At 59.9% G+C, this 24,206-nt stretch carries 20 protein-coding genes and 1 tRNA gene; 12 read left to right on the top strand and 9 right to left on the bottom strand.

All coding sequences use genetic code 11. From position 1 onward, the window contains the following. The 6 genes from AB4P92_RS14485 to AB4P92_RS14460 all read right to left on the bottom strand — a co-directional run bounded on the left by AB4P92_RS14485 (position 1) and on the right by AB4P92_RS14460 (position 6,528). Positions 1-1,497: a hypothetical protein gene (locus AB4P92_RS14485; protein ID WP_047299255.1), complete on the bottom strand. Its 1,497-nt coding sequence runs from the start codon at positions 1,495-1,497 to the stop codon at positions 1-3. After that, complete coding sequence (locus AB4P92_RS14480) at positions 1,494-2,732, bottom strand: acetyl-CoA carboxylase biotin carboxylase subunit family protein (protein WP_200616412.1); 1,239 nt, start codon at positions 2,730-2,732, stop codon at positions 1,494-1,496. The genes AB4P92_RS14485 and AB4P92_RS14480 overlap by 4 nt, the downstream gene beginning before the upstream one ends. A gap of 44 nt (positions 2,733-2,776) precedes the next feature. Next, on the bottom strand, positions 2,777-3,232 hold the full coding sequence (locus AB4P92_RS14475; protein WP_042557059.1) for a cobalamin B12-binding domain-containing protein: 456 nt from the start codon (positions 3,230-3,232) through the stop codon (positions 2,777-2,779). Then, positions 3,229-4,470 (bottom strand): MFS transporter, encoded by a 1,242-nt coding sequence (locus AB4P92_RS14470; RefSeq protein ID WP_395599629.1) that lies wholly within the window; start codon positions 4,468-4,470, stop codon positions 3,229-3,231. The genes AB4P92_RS14475 and AB4P92_RS14470 overlap by 4 nt, the downstream gene beginning before the upstream one ends. Next, on the bottom strand, positions 4,463-5,533 hold the full coding sequence (locus tag AB4P92_RS14465) for an LLM class flavin-dependent oxidoreductase (RefSeq protein ID WP_047299258.1): 1,071 nt from the start codon (positions 5,531-5,533) through the stop codon (positions 4,463-4,465). Before AB4P92_RS14465 ends, AB4P92_RS14470 begins: the two co-directional genes overlap by 8 nt. A 65-nt stretch (positions 5,534-5,598) precedes the next feature. After that, entirely contained in the window at positions 5,599-6,528 is a 930-nt protein-coding gene (locus AB4P92_RS14460) for an asparagine synthetase A (RefSeq protein WP_200616405.1), read from the bottom strand. A 237-nt stretch (positions 6,529-6,765) separates the two neighbouring features. Here AB4P92_RS14460 and AB4P92_RS14455 point away from each other — a divergent pair, with 237 nt between their 5' ends. The 7 genes from AB4P92_RS14455 (at position 6,766) to AB4P92_RS14425 (ending at position 14,232) form a co-directional block, all read left to right on the top strand. Then, positions 6,766-8,079: an MFS transporter gene (locus AB4P92_RS14455; RefSeq protein ID WP_200616403.1), complete on the top strand. Its 1,314-nt coding sequence runs from the start codon at positions 6,766-6,768 to the stop codon at positions 8,077-8,079. Positions 8,080-8,130: 51 nt separating this feature from the next. Next, positions 8,131-9,525 carry an amidase gene (locus tag AB4P92_RS14450; RefSeq protein ID WP_395599628.1) on the top strand — a complete coding sequence of 465 codons (1,395 nt, stop codon included), beginning with the start codon at positions 8,131-8,133 and terminating at the stop codon, positions 9,523-9,525. Positions 9,526-9,599: 74 nt separating this feature from the next. Next, the gene (locus tag AB4P92_RS14445; protein WP_395599627.1) at positions 9,600-10,958 is read left to right on the top strand and encodes an OprD family outer membrane porin; all 1,359 of its coding nucleotides are present in this window, start codon (positions 9,600-9,602) and stop codon (positions 10,956-10,958) included. A gap of 128 nt (positions 10,959-11,086) precedes the next feature. Beyond that, positions 11,087-12,760, top strand: coding sequence for a von Willebrand factor type A domain-containing protein (locus AB4P92_RS14440; protein ID WP_395599626.1), 1,674 nt, complete (start codon positions 11,087-11,089; stop codon positions 12,758-12,760). A 29-nt stretch (positions 12,761-12,789) separates the two neighbouring features. After that, a complete protein-coding gene (locus tag AB4P92_RS14435; RefSeq protein WP_395599674.1) occupies positions 12,790-13,371 on the top strand; it encodes an RNA polymerase sigma factor in 582 nt (193 codons plus the stop codon). Continuing rightward, a complete protein-coding gene (locus AB4P92_RS14430) occupies positions 13,368-13,943 on the top strand; it encodes a hypothetical protein (RefSeq protein WP_395599625.1) in 576 nt (191 codons plus the stop codon). Before AB4P92_RS14435 ends, AB4P92_RS14430 begins: the two co-directional genes overlap by 4 nt. 55 nt (positions 13,944-13,998) lie before the next feature. Further along, positions 13,999-14,232 carry a hypothetical protein gene (locus AB4P92_RS14425; protein ID WP_395599673.1) on the top strand — a complete coding sequence of 78 codons (234 nt, stop codon included), beginning with the start codon at positions 13,999-14,001 and terminating at the stop codon, positions 14,230-14,232. Positions 14,233-14,308: 76 nt separating this feature from the next. Here the strand turns inward: AB4P92_RS14425 and AB4P92_RS14420 are convergent. Continuing rightward, positions 14,309-14,385: transfer RNA gene (locus tag AB4P92_RS14420), tRNA-Arg, on the bottom strand. 441 nt (positions 14,386-14,826) lie between these two features. On the opposite strand from AB4P92_RS14420, the gene gabD reads away from it, so the two are divergent. The 3 genes from gabD (at position 14,827) to AB4P92_RS14405 (ending at position 19,079) form a co-directional block, all read left to right on the top strand. Further along, on the top strand, positions 14,827-16,269 hold the full coding sequence (gene gabD, locus AB4P92_RS14415) for an NADP-dependent succinate-semialdehyde dehydrogenase (protein WP_042557069.1): 1,443 nt from the start codon (positions 14,827-14,829) through the stop codon (positions 16,267-16,269). Between the two features lie 184 nt (positions 16,270-16,453). Then, positions 16,454-17,731 (top strand): 4-aminobutyrate--2-oxoglutarate transaminase, encoded by a 1,278-nt coding sequence (gene gabT / locus AB4P92_RS14410; RefSeq protein WP_042557070.1) that lies wholly within the window; start codon positions 16,454-16,456, stop codon positions 17,729-17,731. Positions 17,732-17,867: 136 nt separating this feature from the next. Beyond that, complete coding sequence (locus AB4P92_RS14405; RefSeq protein ID WP_042557071.1) at positions 17,868-19,079, top strand: response regulator; 1,212 nt, start codon at positions 17,868-17,870, stop codon at positions 19,077-19,079. Between the two features lie 133 nt (positions 19,080-19,212). Here AB4P92_RS14405 and AB4P92_RS14400 read toward each other — a convergent pair whose 3' ends face one another. Then, positions 19,213-20,202, bottom strand: a complete 990-nt coding sequence (locus tag AB4P92_RS14400; protein ID WP_047299264.1) for a sensor domain-containing diguanylate cyclase — start codon at positions 20,200-20,202, stop codon at positions 19,213-19,215. A 226-nt stretch (positions 20,203-20,428) separates the two neighbouring features. Beyond that, positions 20,429-21,613 carry a delta-9 fatty acid desaturase DesA gene (desA, locus tag AB4P92_RS14395; RefSeq protein WP_042557073.1) on the bottom strand — a complete coding sequence of 395 codons (1,185 nt, stop codon included), beginning with the start codon at positions 21,611-21,613 and terminating at the stop codon, positions 20,429-20,431. 146 nt (positions 21,614-21,759) lie between these two features. Between desA and dibA the strand changes: the two genes are divergently transcribed. Then, the gene (gene dibA / locus AB4P92_RS14390; protein WP_042557074.1) at positions 21,760-23,679 is read left to right on the top strand and encodes a phosphodiesterase DibA; all 1,920 of its coding nucleotides are present in this window, start codon (positions 21,760-21,762) and stop codon (positions 23,677-23,679) included. 204 nt (positions 23,680-23,883) lie between these two features. Further along, positions 23,884-24,066: a sulfur starvation response protein OscA gene (oscA, locus tag AB4P92_RS14385; protein WP_003220508.1), complete on the top strand. Its 183-nt coding sequence runs from the start codon at positions 23,884-23,886 to the stop codon at positions 24,064-24,066. The last annotated feature ends 140 nt before the right edge of the window (positions 24,067-24,206 follow it).

The raw sequence follows: 24,206 nt of genomic DNA, 5'->3' as shown, positions 1-24,206 counted from the left end.
TTAGCGTCCCGAGACCAGTTCAACCACGGTTTCACCGGTCGCCGGGTCGTAGCGACTGATGCGCCCCTTGTGCGGATCACCGGCGCGCACCCGCGCGATCAGCGTGACGTCGCTGTCGAAATCGATGCGTTGATGCGCATACAGACTGCGCAACGCCGGCAGCGGCAGGCCGCTGACCTCGCTCAGCCACTGACCGAGGGCCGGATCGTTATGCTCGCCAGCGAGCACCCGGTGCAGATTTTCGAGATCGGCCAGACGCTGCGGATGGCATAGCCCGACGAAGCTGGAGAACTCGCGGCCACGATCAACGAACGGCGCAAACTGCATACACACCAATTGCATTTCATTGAGTCCGAACGCCTGCTCGGCGAAGCGCTCGGCGAGCGTGCGACGCGCCTGCATGCCCTGCGCATCGACATAGGCCGACATGGCCAGATCGATCAGGCGCTGGGGCATTTCTTTCTTGCGCATGAGCGCCTGCGCCAGCTCCAGGTATTCGGCAATCCCCTGGTTGTAGCTGCGACCTTGCACGTACTCGGCCTTGAGCCCGCGAAAGTGCGCCATCAACATCGGGTTGGCGCAATCGGATTCGGTGAAGCTGAATGCCAGTTCTTCGAAGCGAAAATCGAGGAATTCGGTGATCAGTTCCCAATGATCCTCGACCTTGTAGCTGACCAGATCGTAAATGCTGATGAACGCTGGATCGGCGTTGTCGTCACCGCAGGCGACGCGTCGTTCCTCGCGTTGCTGATCGAAGCCTTCGCCGAACAGTTCGATGAAATAGCTCTGGGCCACGCCATCCAGCGCTTGCAGCAACCCGCGAAAGCCCTGCCTGCGGCATTCTTCGACATCCAGCCCGAGACGCTGCGCCAGACGCATGATCCAGGTGAAATAGTGCTTCTGCTCTTTGCGCGAATCACCAGTGACCACTGCATCGACGCCACCCTGCCACCACGCGGCGCGACCATAGAAATCCGCCACGGCGAGGTTGCAGCTGTTGCAGAAGGTCGGGCGACCGTCGCCGGCGGTGCGGTGGCCGTTCATCAATACGTCGAAACGGTTCATCGCCTGTACATCGTCGGGGAACGGCAGATGCCGTTCGAACGGGCGAATCTGGCGGTGATCGACCACCAGCATTTCTACCCGCGGATCATCGAACAGGTGCAGCGCGCGGTAGACCCGATCAATGTTGGCCATCACCGCATCCGGTACGCCGGCATGGCGCATGTTGGCGATGCGCAACTGAAAGGTGCGGCCATGCAGGATCGACAGCTGTAACTGCGTGGCGCGCAGCATGGCTACGGTGTACGAGCTGTCTTTGCCGCCGCCGTAAGCGACCATCAATTTGTAGCCGGTCAGCCCGTCGAGACCGCCCGCAGCGTCAATCAGACGCTCGCCGAGGACAGCCACGGCGCGACGTTCGTCGGCGCGCAAATAGTGGTTGAGCTGACCCAACAGGGGTTCGTCGTTCAAGGTTTGGGAAGTGGTGGAGTTCATACCGGTTCAGCCCGAAATTGGAATGCCTGAGTGGTGTGGCGGATATCGTTTTCAGTGGCCACTTCGCTGCCGCCGACAAAAATGAAGCGTCCGCTGTGCAGGGCGTCGTAGCTGCCGCCGGCCTCGAGAATCTGCCCCGGCTCGGGCAGCAACTCGCGCCACAGATTGGGCACGGTTTCGCGCAACGAATCGGCTTGCACTACCCGGCACGGCAGGGCCGCGGGTTTCGGGATCACAAGCCAGCCGCCGCTCGGGTCGTGGCTGACGGCGGGCACCGGCACTTGATCGCCGGCGAGGCGGCGCAACCAATGCTCGTAGAGATTGACCCCGAACACTTTGTTGATCAGGTGCGGGACTTCGCTGCCGCCGACCCGCGCACCGATTTCGAGGAACACCAGCGAGTCGTCCGGTTCGACGAAAATTTCCAGGTGGAACGCCGTGCAGCGCAGATCGAGGGCACGCATGATCTGTTGGCTGAAAGCCTCGATTCGCGCGCGCAGGGCCGATGCCTGGACGATCACCGAACCCAGCGGCTGCGCCTTGGCGAAATCCAGGCAACTGTTGATATAACGCGACACCACCTGAAACGGCACGCTGCCGTCGACATCGACGAAGCCGTCGATGTGGTAGGTCTGGCCGTGCATGAAGCCTTCGATCTCATAACGCGACAGGTCGATGCTATTGAGCAGCGTGCGCAGGGCGGTCTCGTTTTCGACCTTTTCCACGCCCATGCTCGCGGCACCGTCCACCGGTTTTACGATCAGCGGGAAACCGATTTCCCGGGCAAAATCCACGGCCTGTTGCACCGACTCGCAACGCGCAAACGGCGGCACCGGCAGGCCTTGGTTTTGCAGGATTTCCTTCATGCGTGCCTTGTCGCGATAAACCGCCACTTCGTCCGGACCGTGACCGGGAATGTTCAGGGTCTGGCGCACGCGCGCGGCGATTTCCAGGGTGAACTCGGAGAGGGCAATCAACTGATCGACGGGGCCGACGCGTTCGATGACTTCTTGCACCGCGCCGAGCAGTTGCTCGTATTGGTTGACGTCAGCGACTTGTACCTGATGAGCGATATGCTGCGCCGGGGCGAGTACGCCGTCGGCGCCGAGTGCATCGACCACGTAGCTGATCCGGTGTTGTTGATGGTCGAAGAAATCTTCGTAGCGAGTCAGTTCGTTGTCCCAGCGGCGCCCATCACGAAAGCGCGGCCAGCGGTTGACGATAACGATGTGCATCGTGGTAATCCTTTGAATGGGCGAAGTCAGCCGTGGTCGGGGGTTCAGCCCCAGGACGCCACGCTGTTGGCGAGTACGGAATCGGCGTCGGGCTGTGCGTGCAGCGAGCCCAGATAGCGGCTGAAGGTGTCGATAGCGTCGGGGCCGACGAACACCTGGTTGTAACCGGCATCGATCAAAGATTGCCGGACTGCCAGGGTTTCATCTTCGGAAGTGGTCAGCTTGCCGCCGATTACGCAGGGCAGGTGCGGGTGTAGCCGGCGCACCTGGCGAATCAGCTCAAGGCCTTGCGAGTAGCCGTGGCCATTGACGCTGCTGACCACCAGCAACTGCGTGCGGCGCTGTTGCAATGCACTGAGCACCGTGCCCACCGGCGTGCAGCTGCCGAGGTTCTTCACGTTCAAGCCGTGCTCGCCCAGCCACAGTTGCAGGTACACCAGATTCCACATGTGCGAGTCGGACTCGACGGTGGCGAGCAGGCAGTGCGGCAGAGTTTTCATTGGGATGCCTCCATGGCGAGCGATGGACCTTCGAGGGCGAGGCGAAACCGCCGGGTGGTCAAAATAAACAGCAGAGTGCCGGGCACGGTCAGCACGAGTGCCAGCACCAGAATCAGCACCTGCACGCCGTAGACGTGACCGACGCTGGCGGTGAGCAAACCACCCAGCGGATAAGAGAGCAGGTTGACCAGATAAAACGGCCCCATGACTTTGCCCAGATGAGCGCTCTCGATCGCCTTGATCCGCTGCGTGCGGTTGAACACGTTGAACAGCGCGCATCCGGCCATTGCCAGCAGGAAACTCAGGGCATACAGCAACACACCGCTGGCCACGCCCATGCAGATCAGGCCCAGGCACAGCAAGGCAAAACCCAGTGCACCGAGTCGATAAATCGACATGCGCGCCAACAGTCGCGGCACCAGAATGAAGTTCAACAGACCCAGCGCGCCGGCCCCTGCATTCATCAGACCAAACACGCCGTCGGCGGCGCTGAACACGCCGCTGATGACGAACGCGTTGGCGCTGAGCACGGCAGCGAATGCCAGATTGATGCTGAAATTCAGCCCGGCCAGCGACAGCACTGGCGGGTTGCCAAGCAACAGGCGCCAGCCGAGCGCGAGATCCTTGAGCACGCTGGTCGGGCGACTGACAGAGCGCGCCGTCGGCAAGCCTCTCCAGAACAGCGCCGCAGCAAACAGGGCGACTGCCGCCAGCCCCAGCAGCCAGCGCTTGTCGGCATACATCGCCAACCCGGCGGCGAGTGCCGGGCCCAGCGCCATTGCCAGCAGCTCCATGTTTTGCACCAGCGACTGACAGTGGGCGAGGCGTTCAGGGCCGGCGATCAGCGGCACGCTTTTTTCAACCGCCATGCGCACCGGCGCCATCAGCACCGACAATACGATGCCGTTGCCGATCAACGCCCAGATCATCCATTGCGGCTGATACCAGCAGATCCCCAGTGTCACGGCGAGGCTCAGTCCCCGCGCAGTATTGGCGCCGCGAAACAGCAGGCGCCCGCCAAACCGGTCAGCCAGCAACCCGGCGAACGGATAGGCAATCAGTGCCGGCAGCCACTCCAGTGCAAACGCCACACCGGAATAGCGCACGTTGCCGGTGAGCTGGAAAATCATCAACGGCACGGCAAACAGCACGGTCTGCTCCGCCAGCAAGGCACACAGCAACCCGGCACCAAACCAGCGAATCGCGCTATTGCGTGCAGCGCTGCTGATGTCATGCATGCTCGCGGTCCCAGACGGTTTCCAGCTCGCGCAGATAAGGCAGCACGTATTTGCAGAAACGGCGCATTTCGTCGCGGGTTGGCCAGCCAGAGAAAATGAACTCGCTGACGCCGACTTTCTTGTATTCGAACAAATATTCGGCGACTTCCTGATAGCTGCCGACCACGCACAATGCCGGACCGCCACGATAGGCCACGGCACCCGACCAGAGCATCGGCGACAGCCAGTCGTGTTCAGCTTTGTCGGCAAGGCGGAACGAGGTTTTCACCGCTTCCGAATCGCAGCGTCCGACGAACTCACGCACCCATTCGCGATGCTGTTCGTCCGGGTTTTCCATCATGCTCTCGACCGCGGCCAGCGCTTCGGCGCGGGTTTCGCGGGCGAGTACGTGCATGCGAATTCCCACCGAGCAACCGGACTGCAAAACCGTGCGGGCGGCCTCGGCAATTCCTTGCGGCGTATCGCCGTAACGCAGCCAGCAATCACTGTGCTGGATGGCGATCTGCTGGGCAACGTCCGAGGCGCCGCTGAGATAAATGCGCGGACGCTCGGCGTCCTTGAACGGCAACCCGAGCTGGGCTTTTTCGATGCGGTAGTGCTTGCCGTGGTAGGTCAGCGGTGATTCGCCGCTCCAGAACCGATTGAGGATGTCGAGGAATTCGCCGGTGCGCTCATAGCGTCCGTCGTGCGCCACGAAGTCGCCGTAATAGGCTTGTTCGTCCGGGGAAATGCCGGCGACCAAGTTCAGCGAGATACGCTTGTCCGACATCCACGACACGGTGTTGACGATCTGCGTGAACAGGGTCGGCGGCACCAGCCCCGGACGGTAAGCCAGAATGAATTTGACGCGATCGGTCTCACGCACCAGCGCGCCAATCATCGGCAGCGGATCGGGCATGTGGTAGCTGATGCCCATCAACAGCGAGTCGATACCCAGCTCATCGGCTTCCTTGGCGAAATCGACGATCCCGGCGAAGTCGAGGGCGCCGGTGTCGTATTTTTCCGAGGCCTTTTGCTGACCGCTATCGAGCGGCGAGCACCAGTGAATACGCAGTGCAGACATTGTGTTTCTCCATGGCCAAGCCTGCCGCCGCGAGAGCGGAGCAGGCCTTGCGAGTCAGGTCCGGATCAGAACAGGAAGCTGGTACCGACCGTGCGGTCGAACAGCGCCACATCGCGGATGCGTCGCTTGCCACAGATGAACTTGAGCAGACGCTCGATGCCCAGACCGCCACCGGCGCTCGGGTGCAGCAAGCCGCGCCGGGCGACTTCCAGGTAGTTGGCGAACGGCTGCAGGTCCATCGACAGCTCGTTCATGCGGTAAACGATCTGCTCGTACTCGAACTCACGCTCCGCGCCGGACAGGGCTTCGCCATAGCCATCGGGATAGATCAGGTCGTAGTTGTTGTAAGTGCCGCGCTTGCCCGGGGTTTCGCGATCATAGAACTCGCGACGGTAGTTGGTGACGAAAAACGGCGTGTGCGCTTTGGCCGACATGATCTTCTCGAAGTCGTCGCCATGCTCGGCGCGCAACGCGTCGGAGCTGTAGATCGGGAACGCTGTGGCGAAGTGCGGCAGTTGCCGGCCGAGCTGGGACAATTCGGCGGCGCAGTGCTGATTGACCTCGCTGAACACATGCTTGATCAGGCCTTCGATGAGGGCCATGACCTGATGCATGTCACCGTTGCGGATCTCGAAATCGAACTGCGAGAACTCCAGCAAGTGGTTGTCGGAATCCTTGATCTCGGGTTTTTCCAGACGGATGTTCGGCGCGACAATAAAGATCTTGTCGTGGCCCTTGGCGGTCAGCGCCAACTGCTTGTGGAAGATCATGCTGGCGGTCAGTTTCAGGCGCCGTTCTTCATATTGCAGTTCAGCGGGATACACCGCGTGATTCAACGGATCAGTGATTGGCGACATCAGGATCGGCATCAACTGTTTGAAGTCGCGTTCGAGCAAAAACTGTTGCAATGCCTGTAGGACACGTCCCCGGATGATGGCAATGGATTCTATGTCTGGATTAGCAAAATCGGCGAAGTTACTTGTAATTTCTTCCATGATGGGCCAGATATTCAGGGAGTTAGGGAGGCCTGATTATTGTTTAATCGGAAGAAAACTCAATGTACAGATTTCGGCTAAAAAGCAGCACAGAGCCTCGGTTTTGTTGTTCGCATGGCCTTTTGCGTGGACGATATCGCGCTGTTGAAATTGATCAATTGGCGCACCTGGGGGCAGTTCGTTCGGGCCCCTGTTGGCAGGCGTCGTTCTCTATATCTGTCAATTCAGAGTTTGCCCATGACTGCCCTGACCGGTTCGCGATCCCATCGGTTTTCCAGGTCTGACTACAAGACCTTGGGCCTTGCCGCCCTCGGTGGCGCACTGGAAATCTACGACTTCATCATCTTCGTGTTTTTCGCACTGACACTCAGTCAGCTGTTCTTTCCGCCAGAGATGCCGGAGTGGCTGAGATTGCTGCAGAGCTTCGGCATTTTTGTCACTGGCTATCTGGCACGACCGCTCGGCGGAATTCTGATGGCGCACTTCGCCGATCAGCTGGGGCGCAAGCGCGTGTTCAGCCTGAGCATCCTGATGATGGCGTTGCCCTGCCTGCTGATCGGCATCATGCCGACCTACGCTCAGATTGGTTACTTCGCACCGTTGCTGCTGTTGCTGCTGCGTGTGTTGCAAGGCGCCGCAGTCGGTGGGGAAGTGCCCAGTGCCTGGGTGTTCGTCGCCGAGCACGCACCGGCGGGTCATCGCGGTTATGCGCTGGGTTTCCTGCAAGCCGGACTGACCTTTGGCTATTTGCTCGGGGCGCTGACCGCGACCCTGCTGGCGCAAATATTCACCCCTGCCGAAATTCTTGATTACGCGTGGCGCTTTCCGTTTCTGCTCGGCGGATTGTTCGGCGTGATCGGTGTCTGGCTGCGTCGCTGGCTGAGCGAGACGCCGGTGTTCATGGCTTTGCAGGCGCGCCGTGAGGCTGACGCCGAACTGCCGTTGCGCACCGTGATGCGCGAGCATCGGCACATGTTGTTGCCGGCGATGATTCTGACCTGCGTGCTGACTTCGGCAGTGGTGGTGCTGGTGGTGATCACCCCGACGGTCATGCAAAAAAGCTTCGGCATGAGCCCCAGCCATACATTCGCCCTGAGCAGTCTCGGTATTGTCTTCCTGAATATCGGTTGTGTGATTGCCGGGTTGATCGTCGACCGGCTCGGCGCCTGGCGCACAGTCATGTTGTACAGCGTGCTGCTGCCGGTTGGCGTGGCTCTGCTTTATGGCTGCCTGATCAGTGGTGGTTCTTGGCTGGGGCTAGCGTATGCACTGGCGGGATTGAGCTGTGGTGTGGTCGGCGCGGTGCCGTCGGTGATGGTTAGTCTGTTCCCCGCACACATCCGCGTCTCGGGCATTTCGTTTACTTACAACATTGCCTATGCACTGTGGGCGAGCACCACGCCGTTGTTGTTGATCGGGCTGATGCCGTGGAGCCCGTGGGTGTGCGTGGCGTACAGCCTGGTGATGGGCGCGGTGGGCGTTGCCTGCGCTGCGTATTTCGGTGGGCGCAATACGGTTCAAACCAGCCATGCGCTGGTTGCCGAGCGCTAGGGAAGACAATTTGCAGCATGCGCACTATGGGTTTGCACGGACGGCTATTCGATGACCGATTTACATGACTTGTCGGCGGCACAACTGCTGGCCTTGTTTGCCAGTGCTGAGTTGTCGCCGCTGGAATACTACGATCACCTGCTGGCGCACATCGAGCGCTGGGAACCGAGCATCAATGCGCTGTACGCGTTCGATCCGCAGCGCGTACTCGATCAGGCGCGCGCGTCGACTGAACGCTGGAGCCGTGGAACCCCGCGCGGCATGCTCGACGGCATCCCGGTGACACTCAAGGAATTGATCGCCACTGAAGGCGATTGCATCCCCCAAGGCTCGCGTGCCACGACATTGATCGCGGCGACTGCCGACGCGCCGCCGGCCGCGCGTTTGCGTGAAGCCGGGGCGATCATTCTGGGCAAGACCACGGTGCCGGATTTCGGCATGCTGTCGTCGGGGCTGTCGAGTTTCCATGGCATCACGCGCAACCCGTGGGACACCACGCAAAACCCCGGCGGCTCGAGTTCCGGCGCGGCGGCTGCGGCGGCGGCTGGTTATGGTCCGCTGCATGTCGGCACCGACATCGGCGGCTCGGTACGCCTGCCAGCAGGCTGGTGTGGATTGGTGGGGTTCAAGCCAACGCTTGGACGGATCCCGATTGATCCCTATTACACCGGCCGTTGCGCGGGACCGATGACCCGCACCGTGGATGATTGCGCGCTGATGATGCGTTATCTGGCACTACCGGATGCACGCGACGCTACCAGCCTGCCGGCGCATGCGCTGGACTGGAACCTGCAGGCACCGTCGATGCAGGGTCTGCGCATCGGGCTGATGCTCGACCCCGGCTGCGGCTTCCAGCCTGAACATGAAGTGTGTGAAGCAGTGCGAGATGCCGCGCGAATGTTCGAGGCCCATGGCGCGCAGGTGGACTTGATCGGGTCGCTGATGGATCGACAGTTGCTCGACGGCCTCGATGATTTCTGGCGCGCCCGCCAGTTGTCGCAACTGCAAAGCTTGAGCACGGCGCAACGCGACAACGTCTTGCCCTACATTCAGGACTGGGCAGCACCGGCGGCCGGGATGAGCGCGGTGCAAGCGGTCGAAGGTTTCAATCAGACCTTTGAAATCCGTCGTCGCTGCGCGCAATTGTTCGGCAACTTCGACTTGCTGTTGTCGCCGACCAATCAGGTCAGCAGTTTTCCCGCTGAATGGCCCTCGCCCGGCAATGACCCGCGCCAGCCTTTCGAACACATCGTGTTCACGCTGCCGTGGAACATGGGCGAGCAACCGGCCTTGTCGATCAACTGCGGGTTTACATCCGGGGGTATGCCGATCGGCCTGCAAATGGTTGCAGCACGGTTTGCCGATCAATGGTTGTTGCAGTGCGCCAAGGCTTACGAAGGCTGGCGCGGCCCGATCAAACACTGGCCGTCTGCGCCGCCCCGCTGATCCCGACAGTTGTCGCAGGCCGCTCAAACGCCAGGCGCGTGGGCGGCGTGCACTCTTTTTACAGGCACTTTTCCATGCAATCACATGTACGTCGGGCGTTGCTGCCGATGCTGCTCATCGCCCAGCCTGCTTATGCCGGTGAACCCGTCGCAGCACAGGATCAAGCGACCGGGCTGATCGATGGCAGCCACCTCAACCTGAATTTGCGCCACTACTATTCCAACCAGCACACCCGGCGCAGTACCCACCTGGTGATCAAAAAAGCAGGCGTCGCACAGCCCACGCGCCAGCGCGACACCTGGGTGCAGACCGCGATGCTCAATTACATCTCTGGCTACACCGAAGGTTGGGTGGGCTTTGGTGTCGACGCCTCGCTGTTCAGCGCAGTGACCCTCGAGCGTGGCCACGGTGCGGTGGCCAATGGGGGTGACCGGGTGCTGGTCGACAGCGATGGCGACGCGGTCCCGAGCTGGAGTCGTCTGGGTGTCGGCGACGTGAAACTGCGAGTGTCGAGCACCGAACTCAAGGCCGGGCGGATGCTCACGGAAAACCCGATCCTGCGCTACAAGGACAATCGTGCCTTGCCGTCGACCTTTCAGGGCATTGGCCTGAACAGCAACGAACTCGACTGGCTGGCGCTGCAAGCGGGCAGCTTCGAGCGCGCCATCCCGCGTACCGGCACCGGCAGCGAACGCCTGACTACCACCTTCGGCAATCGCGCCTACAGCGGTTCACGTATCAGCTATCTCGGCGCGACAGCCAAAGCGCCCTACGGTCTGACATTGAGCGCTTATGGCTCGCGGTTCGCGGACATGTGGCAGCAATACTATCTGGGCGCGACTCACGTAACGGGGGATCGCGCCAACCTCGCGCTGAAAACCAGCCTCAACTACTACCGCACGCGCGATCAGGGTGAACAAAACCTGGGCTTCATCGACAATCACGCCTACAGCCTGGCAATCACCGCCGCCCATGGCGCGCACGCTCTGACTACGGCGTGGCAGCAGGTGTTCGGCGACGAATATTTCGACTACGTGTGGGAGTCCACAGGCAACTACATGGCCAACTCGCTGTACTCGGACTACAACGGCCCAAACGAAAAATCCTGGCAGCTACGCTATGACTTCGACCTCGCCAGCTACGGCGTGCCGGGCCTGACCACCAGCCTGTGGCACGCCAAGGGCTGGGGCATTGATGGCACCCACTACAGCGGCGACCGCGACGGACGCAACACCGGCTACAACGTGCGCGGGCTGGAGGGTGCCAAGCACAACGAAAATGGCTTGATGCTCGCCTACGTGGTGCAGTCTGGCACCCTGAAAAACACGGTACTGCGCAGCATCGTCTATAACCACCGCGCGAGTGGCGGGCAGATCGACGGCAGTTACGACGAGTTCCGTCTGGTGGCGAATGTACCGCTCAGCCTGTTTTAAATGCGCCGAGAACGCCGGCAGTCTGCGGCGTCATTCACAGCAGAAATATTTCAACGGCTTTAACCCGCACGCAACGGACGGCCCGTCTCAGTAGATGAATGATCAATTTCATCCCGAGGTCAGCCCCCATGTCTCTTCCTCTTTTACGCCCTGTAGTGGTCGGTATTTTGCTGGCCATCGGCGGTTGTGGCGTTTCTTCCAAACCTGATTCCGCTGCTGCACCGGCTCAGCCTGAAGCCTTGGTGCAACATGAAGCGATCATGGCTGATGGCGCCATGGTCAAGCGCAGCGTTCATCCGGCACCCATTGCCGGTTTTGCTGCAATGCCTGCCGGGGAAAGTTATCCACAAGGCTATCGCGACGAACAGCGTGAGCAATATCAAACGCTGGCCGACAACCCCATCCACAGCGTCGCCGAAACCCCGGTCTCGACCTTCAGCGCGGACGTGGATACCGGCGCCTACGCCAATGTCCGTCGCCTGCTCAATCAGGGACGCCTGCCGCCGGAAGGCGCGGTGCGACTGGAGGAAATGGTCAACTATTTCCCTTACGACTACGCATTGCCCGGTGACGGCTCGCCGTTTGGCGTGACCACCGAGCTGGCAGCATCGCCGTGGAATCCGCACACGCGCTTGCTGCGCATCGGCATCAAGGCTTCCGACCGTGCGGTTGCGCAATTGGCCCCGGCCAATCTGGTGTTTCTGGTCGACGTGTCCGGCTCGATGGATCGCCGCGAAGGGCTGCCGATGGTCAAAAGCACGCTGAAATTGCTGGTTGACCAGTTACGCGATCAGGATCGGGTTTCGTTGGTGGTGTATGCCGGTGAATCCAGAGTGGTGCTTGAGCCCACATCCGGACGAGAAAAAGCGAAGATTCGCACAGCCATCGAGCAATTAACTGCGGGCGGCTCCGCCGCCGGGGCGTCAGGCATCGAACTGGCCTATCAAATGGCGCAACAGGGGTTCATCGCCAAAGGCATCAACCGCATCCTGCTAGCCACCGACGGCGACTTCAACGTCGGCGTCAGCGACTTCGACAGCCTTAAACAAATGGCTGTGGATAAACGCAAAACCGGAATTTCCCTGACCACCCTGGGTTTTGGTGTGGATAACTACAATGAGCACTTGATGGAACAACTGGCCGATGCCGGCGATGGCGACTACGCCTACATCGACAACCTGCGCGAGGCGCGCAAGGTGCTGGTGGATCAACTCGGCTCGACCCTCACCGTGGTGGCGAAAAACGTCAAATTGCAGGTGGAGTTCAACCCCGCGCAAGTCAGCGAGTATCGCCTGCTCGGCTATGAAAACCGTGCGTTGAAGCGTGAGGATTTCAGTAATGACAAGGTCGACGCTGGCGAAATCGGTGCAGGACACACGGTGACGGCGCTGTATGAAATTGTTCCGGCAGGCGAGAAGGGCTGGCTGGAGCCGCTGCGCTACGGTAAATCTGAGAAGGCTGTTTCCGAGAAGAGCGGGGAATTGGCGATGTTGCGTGTGCGTTATCAACAGCCCGAAGGTGGGAAAAGTCTTTTGATCGAGCGGCCGATTGCCAATCAGGTTGTGCCAGCCAGCGAAGATTTGCGTTTTGCTGCGGCAGTCGCCGCGTTTTCCCAGCAACTCAAGGACGGTCGCTATACCGGCGATTTCAACCTGAAGGACACCGAAGCGCTGGCCCGTGGTGCCCGTGGCGATGATCGTTTCGGTCTGCGCAACGAGTTTGTGCAACTGGTCGAACTGGCGCAGAGCCTGCGCACTTCAAGCGCATCGAATGCGCTGCTCACTGAGCGACGGATTGAATAGTGAGTCGTCTGAAAGGCTTCATCAGTCAGCTGTTTGCTTCGCCGGACAGCCCCACCGCCAGCAGCGATGAATCGCTGTTGGCGCGTTATCGCGAGGGCGACGGCGCGGCGTTCGAGATCTTGTACGCCCGCCACCGTCAGGGTTTGTATCGGTTTCTGCTCGGTCTGAGTGGCAAACCCGAACTGGCCGATGAAGTCTTTCAGGAAACCTGGCTGAGCCTGATCCGCAGCGCCAGTCAGCCACAAGGACGGGCGACCTTTCGTACATGGCTGTTCCAGATTGCCCGCAATCGCCTGATCGACCACTGGCGCAAACATGGTGCCCGGCAACCGCTGCACGACAGTTACGATGAGCAAATCCACGCGGTCAGCGACGAAGCCACCGACCCCGAACAACTGCTGAGTCTCAGTCGTGACAGTCAGCGCCTGGAAAGCGCCCTGCAGATGCTGCCCACCGATCAACGCGAAGTGTTCCTGCTGCGCGCCCATGGCGACCTCGACCTGGCGCAAATCGCCAGCCTCACCGAAACACCGCTGGAAACCGTCAAAAGCCGCTTGCGCTACGCCCAGCAAAAACTGCGTCGGCTGCTGGCCGAGGAGGTACTGACATGACTGACGCCCGCCAGACACCCGAAGATTCAGTGATTAAACATGTGCGCGAACAGCACAACGCTGAACCGCCAATGCACCTTGATGCTTTCATCCTCAATGCTGCGCACCGCCACACCCCGCCGGCTAAGCCTGGTCTGTGGCAGCGCTGGCTCGACGCCTGCCGCAAACCGCGCTGGCAAGTGGCGTTCGCCAGCCTCGTCGGCGTGGCACTGATGCTGTCGTTGGTGCAACGCGCGCCCGAGCCGCAGCAGCAATTCGACTTCGCTCCGGCCGCCAACCCCGCGGCACCAATGGCTCGCAAACAAGCTCCCGAAGCATTGTCCGCCCCAGCTCCCGCGCCGATGGCAGAAATGGCTGCGCCGATGCACAGCGAAGCGTTCAGCGCCGACGAAGCCAAAACCAGCAAACGCACCGCCGCCCCGGCCAACGGTCTCGACGAACAACTGCGCGAAGTCCTGCGCCTGCGCGAATCCGGCCAATCGCAAGCCGCCGATAGCCTGTTCAACAACCTGCACAAACGCTACCCAGACGCCGACCTCGACGCCCGGCTCAAACAAATCCAGAAGAACTGACTGCCTGTGCGCCCAGCCATTTGGCATTGCCCCGCAAAACGCGCACTATCGGGCCATAGCTGAAGCGCTGGAGAACACCGTGGCACCAAAAATCGACCGCATCGCCCAACTCCTCAATTGCCCGAAAAAGGGCGAAGAGATGCGGCGCGCGATTACTGAAGCGCGTAAGGAGTTTCTGCTGAGTCAGCAGGAAGAAGACGTGCTTGAGGAAGAGGACGGATTTGAGGAGGTTGAGGAGGAAGACGACGAGGATGAGGATTACGATGAGTTTGACTGGACGACGGAGTAACGTTGCGTCCGAACAATTCAGCGCCCACAAAAAAGCCCCGGACCACCACAGTCCGGGGCTTTCTCGTTTTGATTCATGGTGCACCAGGCGGGATTCGAACCCACGACCACTGCCTTCGGAGGGCAGTACTCTATCCAGCTGAGCTACTGGTGCAGCGGGCGACATCATACCTAGGTCGGCTCGGGGCGTCCATGCTGGGTTTCGGCACCCTTTGTCAGTGCGCGTGTCGGAATAAAACGCTGCATTCCATAAAGCGGTAACGTCCTGCAAAACCCTCGCTTGGCGCTTTGGCTGGGCTGATCTATGGTTTTCCTGCGGCAGGGTTTTTTGTGCGTTGATCTGAAAATTTCCACAAACACGCCGTTTTTGTTCTTTTTTTCGAACGCCCTATTGTCCTTTAAACCCTTTGCTCCTACGATCCGTTTGAGATTTCAAACGCCCGTTGATTGGGTGTTGAAGCGCAGGTGTTCCGAAGCGTGCACTATTTTTGCGCCTCACCCGGTCACTGATTTCCCTGACGGCAGCCTTGCGAGGCGCCTTTCTACAATCATAATTTGCTCCGCGCAGGCCGCGGTGCTGTTAAGGAAAGCCGACATGCAGCTTAAAGACACCCAGTTGTTCCGCCAGCAAGCCTTCATTGATGGCGCTTGGGTCGATGCGGATAACGGTCAGACGATCAAGGTCAATAACCCGGCCACTGGCGAAATCCTCGGCACGGTGCCGAAGATGGGCGCTGCCGAAACCCGCCGTGCCATTGAAGCCGCTGACAAAGCGCTGCCGGCCTGGCGTGCACTGACCGCCAAGGATCGTGCGAACAAGCTGCGTCGCTGGTTCGAGCTGATCATCGAGAACCAGGACGACCTCGCTCGCCTGATGACCCTCGAGCAGGGCAAGCCGCTGGCCGAAGCCAAGGGCGAAATCGTTTACGCCGCTTCGTTCATCGAATGGTTCGCCGAAGAAGCCAAGCGCATCTACGGTGACGTGATTCCGGGTCACCAGCCCGACAAGCGCCTGATCGTTATCAAGCAGCCGATCGGCGTTACTGCGGCCATCACCCCGTGGAACTTCCCGGCAGCGATGATCACCCGTAAGGCCGGCCCTGCGCTGGCTGCCGGTTGCACCATGGTGCTCAAACCGGCTTCGCAAACCCCATTCTCCGCATTCGCGCTGGCTGAACTGGCTCAGCGTGCCGGCATTCCTGCTGGCGTGTTCAGCGTGGTGTCCGGCAGCGCCGGTGACATCGGCAGCGAGCTGACCAGCAACCCGATCGTACGCAAACTGTCCTTCACCGGCTCGACCGAAATCGGCCGTCAGTTGATGGCTGAATGCGCCAAGGACATCAAGAAAGTGTCGCTGGAGCTGGGCGGCAACGCGCCGTTCATCGTGTTCGACGATGCGGATCTGGATAAGGCCGTAGAAGGCGCGATCATTTCCAAGTACCGCAACAACGGTCAGACCTGCGTCTGCGCCAACCGTCTGTACATTCAGGATTCGGTCTACGATGCGTTCGCCGAAAAGCTGAAAGTGGCAGTAGCCAAGCTGAAGATCGGTAACGGTCTGGAAGACGGCACCACCACTGGCCCGCTGATCGACGAAAAAGCCGTGGCGAAGGTGCAAGAGCACATTGCTGACGCTGTAGCCAAAGGCGCAACCGTATTGGCTGGCGGCAAGCAAATGGAAGGCAACTTCTTCGAGCCGACCATCCTGACCAACGTGCCGAAAAACGCGGCAGTGGCCAAGGAAGAGACCTTCGGTCCGCTGGCGCCGTTGTTCCGCTTCAAAGACGAAGCCGAAGTGATCGCGATGTCCAACGACACCGAGTTCGGTCTGGCCTCTTACTTCTACGCTCGCGATCTGGGCCGTGTGTTCCGTGTGGCTGAAGCCTTGGAATACGGCATGGTTGGCGTCAACACCGGGCTGATCTCCAACGAAGTCGCACCGTTCGGCGGCATCAAGGCCTCTGGCCTGGGCCGTGAAGGCTCCAAGTACGGCATCGAAGATTACCTGGAAATCAAATACCTCTGCCTGGGCATCTAAGCCGGGAAAGGGATCGCTGCAAACGCAAAGGGCACGAGAGCGCTGTCCCTTTGCGTGTTTCAAACCGGAATTTTCTCTGCGGCCGGGAACGCCGTGGCAGTCGATCATCGCATGCTGCCACCGTCGCTTCCTCCCGCTTAATCCTTGAACCACGCCGCCCGATGAGCGGCGAATGAGGACTTTAATGAGCAAGACTAACGCTGAACTGATGGCCCGCCGTACCGCTGCTGTACCCCGTGGTGTTGGCCAGATTCACCCGATCTTCGCCGAATCCGCGAAGAACGCTACTGTGACTGACGTTGAAGGTCGTGAATTCATCGACTTCGCCGGCGGTATCGCCGTGCTGAACACCGGCCACGTGCACCCGAAAATCATCGCCGCCGTGACCGAACAGCTGAACAAGCTGACTCACACCTGCTTCCAGGTGCTGGCCTACGAGCCGTACGTTGAGCTGTGCGAAAAAATCAACGCCAAGGTGCCTGGTGATTTCGCGAAGAAAACCCTGCTGGTCACCACCGGTTCCGAAGCGGTAGAAAACGCCGTGAAAATCGCCCGTGCTGCCACTGGCCGCGCTGGCGTGATCGCCTTCACCGGCGCTTACCACGGTCGCACCATGATGACCCTGGGTCTGACCGGTAAAGTCGTGCCTTACTCGGCCGGCATGGGCCTGATGCCAGGTGGCATCTTCCGCGCGCTGTACCCGAATGAATTGCACGGCGTGAGCATCGACGACTCGATCGCTTCCATCGAACGCATTTTCAAGAATGACGCCGAGCCGAAAGACATCGCCGCGATCATCATCGAGCCTGTACAGGGCGAAGGTGGTTTCTACGTCGCGCCGAAGGAATTCATGAAGCGCCTGCGTGCCCTGTGCGACCAGCACGGCATCCTGCTGATTGCTGACGAAGTACAAACCGGCGCTGGCCGTACCGGTACGTTCTTCGCCATGGAACAGATGGGCGTTGCTGCCGACCTGACCACCTTCGCCAAATCCATTGCGGGCGGTTTCCCGCTGGCCGGTGTGTGTGGCAAGGCTGAATACATGGACGCCATCGCACCAGGCGGCCTGGGCGGCACTTACGCCGGTAGCCCGATCGCTTGCGCCGCTGCTCTGGCAGTGATGGAAGTGTTCGAAGAAGAACAACTGCTGGATCGCTGCAAAGCGGTCGGCGAGCGTCTGGTCACCGGCCTGAAAGCCATCCAGGCCAAATACCCGGTAATCGGCGAAGTCCGTGCATTGGGCGCGATGATCGCCGTTGAGCTGTTCGAAAACGGCGACAGTCACAAGCCGAACGCTGCCGCTGTAGCGTCCGTTGTGGCCAAGGCTCGCGACAAGGGCCTGATCCTGCTGTCCTGCGGCACCTACGGCAACGTGCTGCGCGTACTCGTACCGCTGACCTCGCCGGATGAGCAACTGGACCAAGGCCTGGCGATCATCGAAGAGTGCTTCTCCGAGCTCTGATCACCCGGTGTGACCTGATCGACAAAAAACCCGCTTTGGCGGGTTTTTTTATGCCCCTGAAACACATCGGCTGTTTTAGCGCTGTATCGAATGGCCATCATTGGCTAAGGTTCAAGTATTGCAAGGGAGAGCGTGCATGACTGCCGTTGATTTACCCGCCGTACCCCGAGTGCTGATTGCCGAGGCTGATCCGTGGTCCCGGGACCTGCTCGAACAAGTGTTGCTGAGCGTGCGTTGTGATGCGCGGCTGGATCTGTGTGCCGATGGCAAACAAGCGATATCGATGCTCAGTGAAGTGCCGTATGACCTGGCTATCGTCGATTGGGAACTGCCCGGCGTCGATGGTTTGAATGTGCTGCGCAGTGTGCGTCAGCGCAAACGTAATCCGCCGCTGCCGTTCATTTTGATGAGCAGCCGCAACGACAGTGCCAGCGTGCGTGAGGCCATACTGCTGGCGCCGACGGCGTACCTGACCAAACCCCTGAACATGGAAAGCCTGACCGAGCGTTTGCAGGGTTTGCTGTTGAATGCCGGGGAAGAAGTGTTCTGTGAAGTGCCAGTACTGGCGCCTGGCATGACCTTGTCGGTGTTCCTCGAGCGACGCCGTGAGCAGGCCGACGGCGCGCCGTTGATGATGGATGTGCAGGTAGCGGTCAAGCGCAGCCTCAATCCCGGTGGTCTCGATCTGACGCAGCTGCAACAGGAATTCCGTACCGATCCGCAGATTACCGCGGTATTGATTGCGGCGGCCAACAGCGCCGGGCAACACCATGGCGCACCGGTGCAAACTCTGGCGCAGGCACTGCAGCGGCTTGGCACGGGGCAGAGCATGAATCTGATTCTGGGGCTGGCGCTCAAACGCAGCGCCCGGCTTAGCGATCCCTGTCTGGCGGACTACGCCGAACGTTATTGGAACCTGTCGCTGCACACCGCTGAATACGCGCGCACGCTGGCGCGGTTGCTCGATCTGGATCAGGAGCGCTGCTATTGCGCGGGCATACTGCATCGTCTCGGTGATCTGGCTTTGCTGCGCTGTTTGCAAGAATGGAAACAGGCGGGCGGTGAGCTGGACGATTTTGAGGAAGTGGGTGAAGCGTTGGCGCAATTTGGCGCGGCCTACGGTTCGGCGCTACGCACTCGCTGGCGACTGCCGCTGGAGTTGCGTGAGTTGATTGCCTCGGTCTACCAGCTCGGCGGTGGGGTGTATTCCCGCGAGGCGCTGGTGATGAACATGGCGGCGCAGATGGCTCACCTGACCGAGCATGAAGGTATCGAGGCGTTGGCGAAGAGCCGGACCGCGCGGTTGCTCAAGATCGGTTTGCCAGAGTTGATGCGGATGCGCAAATAGCCTGGTTACAGATCCCTGTGGGAGCGGGCTTGCCCGCGATGGCGTCGGGGGCAGGCAACATTTTTGTTGAATGTGCTGGCCTTATCGCTGGCAAGCCAGCTCCCACAGGTTTTGTGGCGTATTCAAATAAAAGCTATGCAGAAATAATTCGGTTCTTGCCCTGACGCTTGGCCTCATACATCGCCGCATCTGCTCGGGCGAAGAGGCTGTCGAGGCTTTCGTCGCTTTCGGTCAGGCTCGTCAGGCCCTGGCTGACGGTGATGCCGAACGTCTGGCCGTCCTGGCTGAAGCTCAAACGCTGAATCTCCTGTTGCAGCCGCTCGGCGACTTGCAAGGCCATGTCAGGGGCGCAGCCCGGGAACACCGCGGCAAATTCTTCACCGCCTATTCGCCCGAACAAGTCTCCCCGCCGCAACGAGGCGCGGCCACATTCGGCAATGGCTTGCAGCACGCTGTCGCCTTGAGGGTGGCCGTAGGTGTCGTTGATGATTTTGAAGTCATCGATATCCAACAACAGAAATGCCAGCGGCGAGCCTTGCAGCCGCGCCTCTTCGAACTCGCGATTGGCGCATTCGAAAAAGTGCCGGCGGTTGCTGCTCTGGGTCAGCACATCGGTGGTGGCCAGGCGTTGCAGTTCGGTTTCCATCTGCTTCTTATCGGTGATGTCTTCGGCGATGCCGACGATGATCACCGGTTGCCCGGGCTCGTCCTGACGATTGATGAAGCATTTGTCGCTGAGCCAGCGCACCTGCCCGTCAGCGGCGATGATCCGGTACTCGCGATCTTCCACTGCGCCTTTGTGCAGGACTTCGGCGAGGCTGCGTTCAGCGTAATCCAGATCGTCGGGATAGATGCTGTCGCGCCACTGGTTGTAATCAGCCAGCAGAAGCCCTGCCGAACGACCGAAAATCCGCTCATAGGCCGGGCTGACGTACAGCACCTGACGGGTTTCCCAGTTGAATGCCCAGAGCACAGCGTTGACGCTGACCAGCAGCGAACTGAACAGCTGTTCGCGTTCGCTCAGACGAGCGACTTCGCCTTGGGCGTGCATTAATGCCATGAGTGTTTGCGCGGCCTCGGGCCACTGCGGGAGGGATGAGTCTTTTTGGTTGTTATTGACCATCGGCACAATTCTCAGAGGGCGTGCCGCGTTGACAACAACGGCCACACCTAAGCCCGCCGGAATGGCGAAGTCTTTGAGATAGGGGATTTTCGGCGAAGTTCCCAACGGTAGTGGGGTTCTGCTAGGCGGTAATGACGACGCGCTTGATCAATGCAAACGCGCCGCCAGATTTGCGGTGGTGTCGCCACCGATCGGGGATAGATCCCCGATCCACATGGGCAGCCGATCAGGCTGTGGCTGGGCGCAACGAGTAGGTTTTCAGCTGGTCGGCGAACTCGCGCAGGGATTGAATTCCGCTGGCCTCGGCTTCGTGGATCCACTCTTTGATGGCGGCGAGCATGTCGTGGCCATTGGAGCTGGTCTTCACCCAGATCTGCTGCAGGGCCAGGCGTTTTTCGTAAATGACCTTCAGCGCGTGGCTGTGTTCGAGCATGCTCTGGATGCGCGCGTGGTGGCGATCTTCCAGCAGGCTGGTTTCCCGCGAGAGCAGGCGTTTGGCTCGATGGAACTGGTGACGCACCGAGTGATCGACTTTGTCCAGCTCCTGCTTGACCAGCGGGCCAATGACCAATTTGCGGTACTGGGCCATGATCTGGAAGCGGTTGTTGAGGATCGCCATGGCGGTGTCCATGTCCAGATTGCCCTTGCCTTCAACGCGATGGGCAATTGGGGCTACACGCTGAACCTTGGCCAGACGCAGAAAACTGAAGACTTTGATCCACGCCCAGCCGAGGTCGAATTCCCATTTCTTCACCGACAGCTTGGCCGAGTTCGGGTAGGTGTGATGGTTGTTGTGCAGTTCTTCGCCGCCGATCAGGATGCCCCAAGGCACCAGATTGGTTGCCGCGTCGCGGCATTCGAAGTTGCGATAACCGACCGCATGGCCCAGACCGTTGATGACGCCGGCGGCCCACACCGGGATCCACATCATCTGGATCGCCCAGATGGTAATGCCGATGGTGCCGAATAGCAGCAGGTCGATGACGCCCATGATTGCCACGCCCAGCAGCGGGTAACGGCTGTAGACGTTGCGCTCGATCCAGTCCTCGGGACAGTTCTTGCCGTAGATGCGCAGGGTTTCCGGGTTCTGCGCTTCGGCGCGGTACAGCTCCGCGCCGGTACGCAATACCGTGGACAAACCCTTGATGACCGGGCTGTGCGGGTCATCTTCGGTTTCGCATTTGGCGTGGTGCTTACGGTGGATGGCGGTCCACTCGCGGGTGTTCTGCGCCGTGGTCAGCCACAGCCAGAAACGGAAAAAGTGCTTCAGACCGGCATTCAGCTCCAGGGAGCGATGGGCCGAGTAGCGGTGCAGATAGACCGTGACGCCGACAATCGTCACGTGGGTCATCAGCAGGGTGACCGCGACCAGAGACCAGGCCGACAAGCCAAGAAAACCTTCGTACCACATAGGCTATAGGGCCCTCGATAAAGATAAAAACAGCCGATGCATTATCACTAAGCACACAGATAAAACCAGTCGCGCTTTCAGATAAGAGTTAGCTGGATGTTTCTTGACCTATAATCCCACTTTTTTGTAGGGACATGGACGGCCGAATGTCTGCCACTTATCGCGATGCCTTGCGTGCAGCGCTGCTCTATCTCGTACTCGCGGCGGTCTGGCTGCAAGGTACTGGTTATTTATTAAACAATTTCTTCGATAACTCGGTCCAACTCGCACGATGGCAACTGATCAACGGTTATGTCTTTGCGGCGGTCAGTGCCGGTCTGATTTTTCTGGCGCGGGCGCGGTTGTATGAGTGTCTCGGGATAGGTGCGAGGTTGCGTGAACGTCACGCTGATCGTGAGCGCTTGCGGCAAGCGGCGGCTGTGTTCGACTGCACTCGCGAAGGCGTGTTGGTCACCAACCATCAGGGGCTGATCGTGCACGTCAATCGTGCGTTCATCGAGATCACCGGTTATCTGCGCGAAGAAGTGCTCGGCCAACAACCCAGTCTGTTCAAGTCCGGCCATCATCCGCCGGGCTTCTATCAGGCGATGTTCGCTACGCTGGAATCGCAAGGCGAGTGGAGCGGCGAGATCTGGAACCGCCGCAAAAGCGGGGAGATTTATCCCCAATGGCAAACCATCCGCGTCATTCATGATGACCAGGGCCGGATCAGTCATTTCGTAGCGGTGTTTTCCGATATCAGTGCGATCAAGCATTCCGAGCATGAGCTTCAGCACCTTGCCCACCACGATCCGCTGACCGATCTGCCCAACCGTCTGTTATTCAGCGATCGTACCGAACAGGCCCTGGCGTCGGCGCAGGCCCACAAGCGCGGCTGTGCGCTGCTGTTGCTCGATCTGGATCACTTCAAGATGATCAACGATAGCCTCGGGCACAACGTTGGCGATCGTTTGCTCAAAGCGGTGGCGATTCGTTTGCAGGAGCTGTTTGGGCCCGGCGTCACCGTGGCGCGACTGGGGGGGGACGAATTCGCGGTATTGGCAGAAAGTTGTCCACAGCCCGGCCAGGCGGCGGCATTCGCTCAGCGTATTCTCGATGCCCTGAAGGAGCCGGTCGGTATCGACGGCGATGAGTTATTCATCAACGCCAGCGTTGGCATCAGCCTGTTCCCCAGCGATGCGCTGAGCGCCGACCAGTTGTTGCGCAACGCCGACGCGGCGCTGTTCAAGGCCAAGAGCAGCGGGCGCAACGGTTATGCCTTGTACACCGAAGAGCTCACCGCTCACGCCCAGCAACGGGTCGAAATTGCCTTCGAACTGCGCCGTGCGCTGGAGCAGCAGGAGTTGCGGGTCTATTACCAACCGGTGCATGACCTTAAAACCGGTCGTCTGATCGGCGTTGAAGCCTTGGTGCGTTGGCAGCATCCGCTGCGGGGGCTGGTGTCGCCGGCCGAATTCATACCTATTGCCGAGCGCACCGGGTTGATCGTCGACATCGATGCCTGGGTGATGCAGCAGGCTTGCCGGCAGATGTGCCAGTGGCAGCAGGCCGGGAGGGAGCTGTCGTTTGTGGCGGTGAATGTGTCGTCGCGGTTGTTTGCCCGGCGCGAACTGTACCAACAGGTGGCGCAAGTGCTGCGCGAGACCGGGCTGGATCCGGCGTATCTGGAACTGGAAGTGACCGAAAGCGCGGTGATGGACGATCCGGAGGTGGCGCTGGAGCAAATGCATCGCTTGCGTGAATTGGGTGTTCGCCTGGCGATCGATGATTTCGGCACCGGCTATTCGTCGTTGCTGCGGCTCAAGCGCTTGCCGGTGCAAAAGCTCAAGATTGATCAGGGATTTGTCGCCGGTTTGCCGTGGGATGAGGATGACATAGCGATCGTCCGGGTGATCATCGCGCTGGCGCGGAGTATGGGCATGCAGGTGCATGCCGAAGGAATCGAGCAGGTTGAACAGGCGGCGTTTTTGCTGGAGCAGGAATGCGATCTCGGGCAGGGATATTGGTTTGGGCGGCCGGTGCCTGCGCTGGAAATAGATTGGGCGCGGGCCCCGTTAATTGCTTGAGGATCAAAAGATCGTCCGATCGGGATCGGACGATCTTTTTGCTTTTACAGCAAACCAGCCCATATCTGTATTTATAGTTTTTTCTGGTTATATAAACATTCTTAAATAGTCTTTTTAAGAATATCCGCGTCTCTCTTATATTGCTCCCACGCCGAACGCAGTGCCGCCCACTGCCAGGCATATCCCATTCAAAGGAGCAGCACCATGAGCGCATCCCTTCGCAGCGTTGACGGTCAGGACGAAACCACGATCTTGCGTGAAATCCAGAGCGCCCTGCGCGATCTGCGTTTCGGCGCGGTGGAGATCACTGTGCACAACGCTCAAGTGGTCCAGATCGAACGCAAAGAGAAATTCCGTTTGCAGCAGCCGGGCAACAAGCCGAGCTAAAAAGATCGTCCGATCGCGGCCCGAGCCTTCGGCAGCTCCTACAGGGGGCTGTGTGCTGGAGCTGGCGAAGGCGGCGATCTTTCAGCGGGACCCGATTCCAGCAGTACATAAGAAAAAGCCACCACGCAGAATTCCAGGAG

Source organism: Pseudomonas sp. A0308 (assembly GCF_044218815.1).
In the GTDB taxonomy this organism is placed as follows: domain Bacteria; phylum Pseudomonadota; class Gammaproteobacteria; order Pseudomonadales; family Pseudomonadaceae; genus Aquipseudomonas; species Aquipseudomonas iridis.
This window is presented reverse-complemented; position numbering and strand designations above follow the sequence as displayed.

Excerpts from the sequence above, each read along its gene's own strand:
- AB4P92_RS14485 (WP_047299255.1), bottom strand. The coding sequence starts at position 1,497 with ATGAACTCCACCACTTCCCAAACCTTGAACGACGAACCCCTGTTGGGT.
- AB4P92_RS14480 (WP_200616412.1), bottom strand. The coding sequence starts at position 2,732 with ATGCACATCGTTATCGTCAACCGCTGGCCGCGCTTTCGTGATGGGCGC.
- AB4P92_RS14475 (WP_042557059.1), bottom strand. The coding sequence starts at position 3,232 with ATGAAAACTCTGCCGCACTGCCTGCTCGCCACCGTCGAGTCCGACTCG.
- AB4P92_RS14470 (WP_395599629.1), bottom strand. The coding sequence starts at position 4,470 with ATGCATGACATCAGCAGCGCTGCACGCAATAGCGCGATTCGCTGGTTT.
- AB4P92_RS14465 (WP_047299258.1), bottom strand. The coding sequence starts at position 5,533 with ATGTCTGCACTGCGTATTCACTGGTGCTCGCCGCTCGATAGCGGTCAG.
- AB4P92_RS14460 (WP_200616405.1), bottom strand. The coding sequence starts at position 6,528 with ATGGAAGAAATTACAAGTAACTTCGCCGATTTTGCTAATCCAGACATA.
- AB4P92_RS14455 (WP_200616403.1), top strand. The coding sequence starts at position 6,766 with ATGACTGCCCTGACCGGTTCGCGATCCCATCGGTTTTCCAGGTCTGAC.
- AB4P92_RS14450 (WP_395599628.1), top strand. The coding sequence starts at position 8,131 with ATGACCGATTTACATGACTTGTCGGCGGCACAACTGCTGGCCTTGTTT.
- AB4P92_RS14445 (WP_395599627.1), top strand. The coding sequence starts at position 9,600 with ATGCAATCACATGTACGTCGGGCGTTGCTGCCGATGCTGCTCATCGCC.
- AB4P92_RS14440 (WP_395599626.1), top strand. The coding sequence starts at position 11,087 with ATGTCTCTTCCTCTTTTACGCCCTGTAGTGGTCGGTATTTTGCTGGCC.
- AB4P92_RS14430 (WP_395599625.1), top strand. The coding sequence starts at position 13,368 with ATGACTGACGCCCGCCAGACACCCGAAGATTCAGTGATTAAACATGTG.
- gabD (WP_042557069.1), top strand. The coding sequence starts at position 14,827 with ATGCAGCTTAAAGACACCCAGTTGTTCCGCCAGCAAGCCTTCATTGAT.
- gabT (WP_042557070.1), top strand. The coding sequence starts at position 16,454 with ATGAGCAAGACTAACGCTGAACTGATGGCCCGCCGTACCGCTGCTGTA.
- AB4P92_RS14405 (WP_042557071.1), top strand. The coding sequence starts at position 17,868 with ATGACTGCCGTTGATTTACCCGCCGTACCCCGAGTGCTGATTGCCGAG.
- AB4P92_RS14400 (WP_047299264.1), bottom strand. The coding sequence starts at position 20,202 with ATGGTCAATAACAACCAAAAAGACTCATCCCTCCCGCAGTGGCCCGAG.
- desA (WP_042557073.1), bottom strand. The coding sequence starts at position 21,613 with ATGTGGTACGAAGGTTTTCTTGGCTTGTCGGCCTGGTCTCTGGTCGCG.
- dibA (WP_042557074.1), top strand. The coding sequence starts at position 21,760 with ATGTCTGCCACTTATCGCGATGCCTTGCGTGCAGCGCTGCTCTATCTC.
- oscA (WP_003220508.1), top strand. The coding sequence starts at position 23,884 with ATGAGCGCATCCCTTCGCAGCGTTGACGGTCAGGACGAAACCACGATC.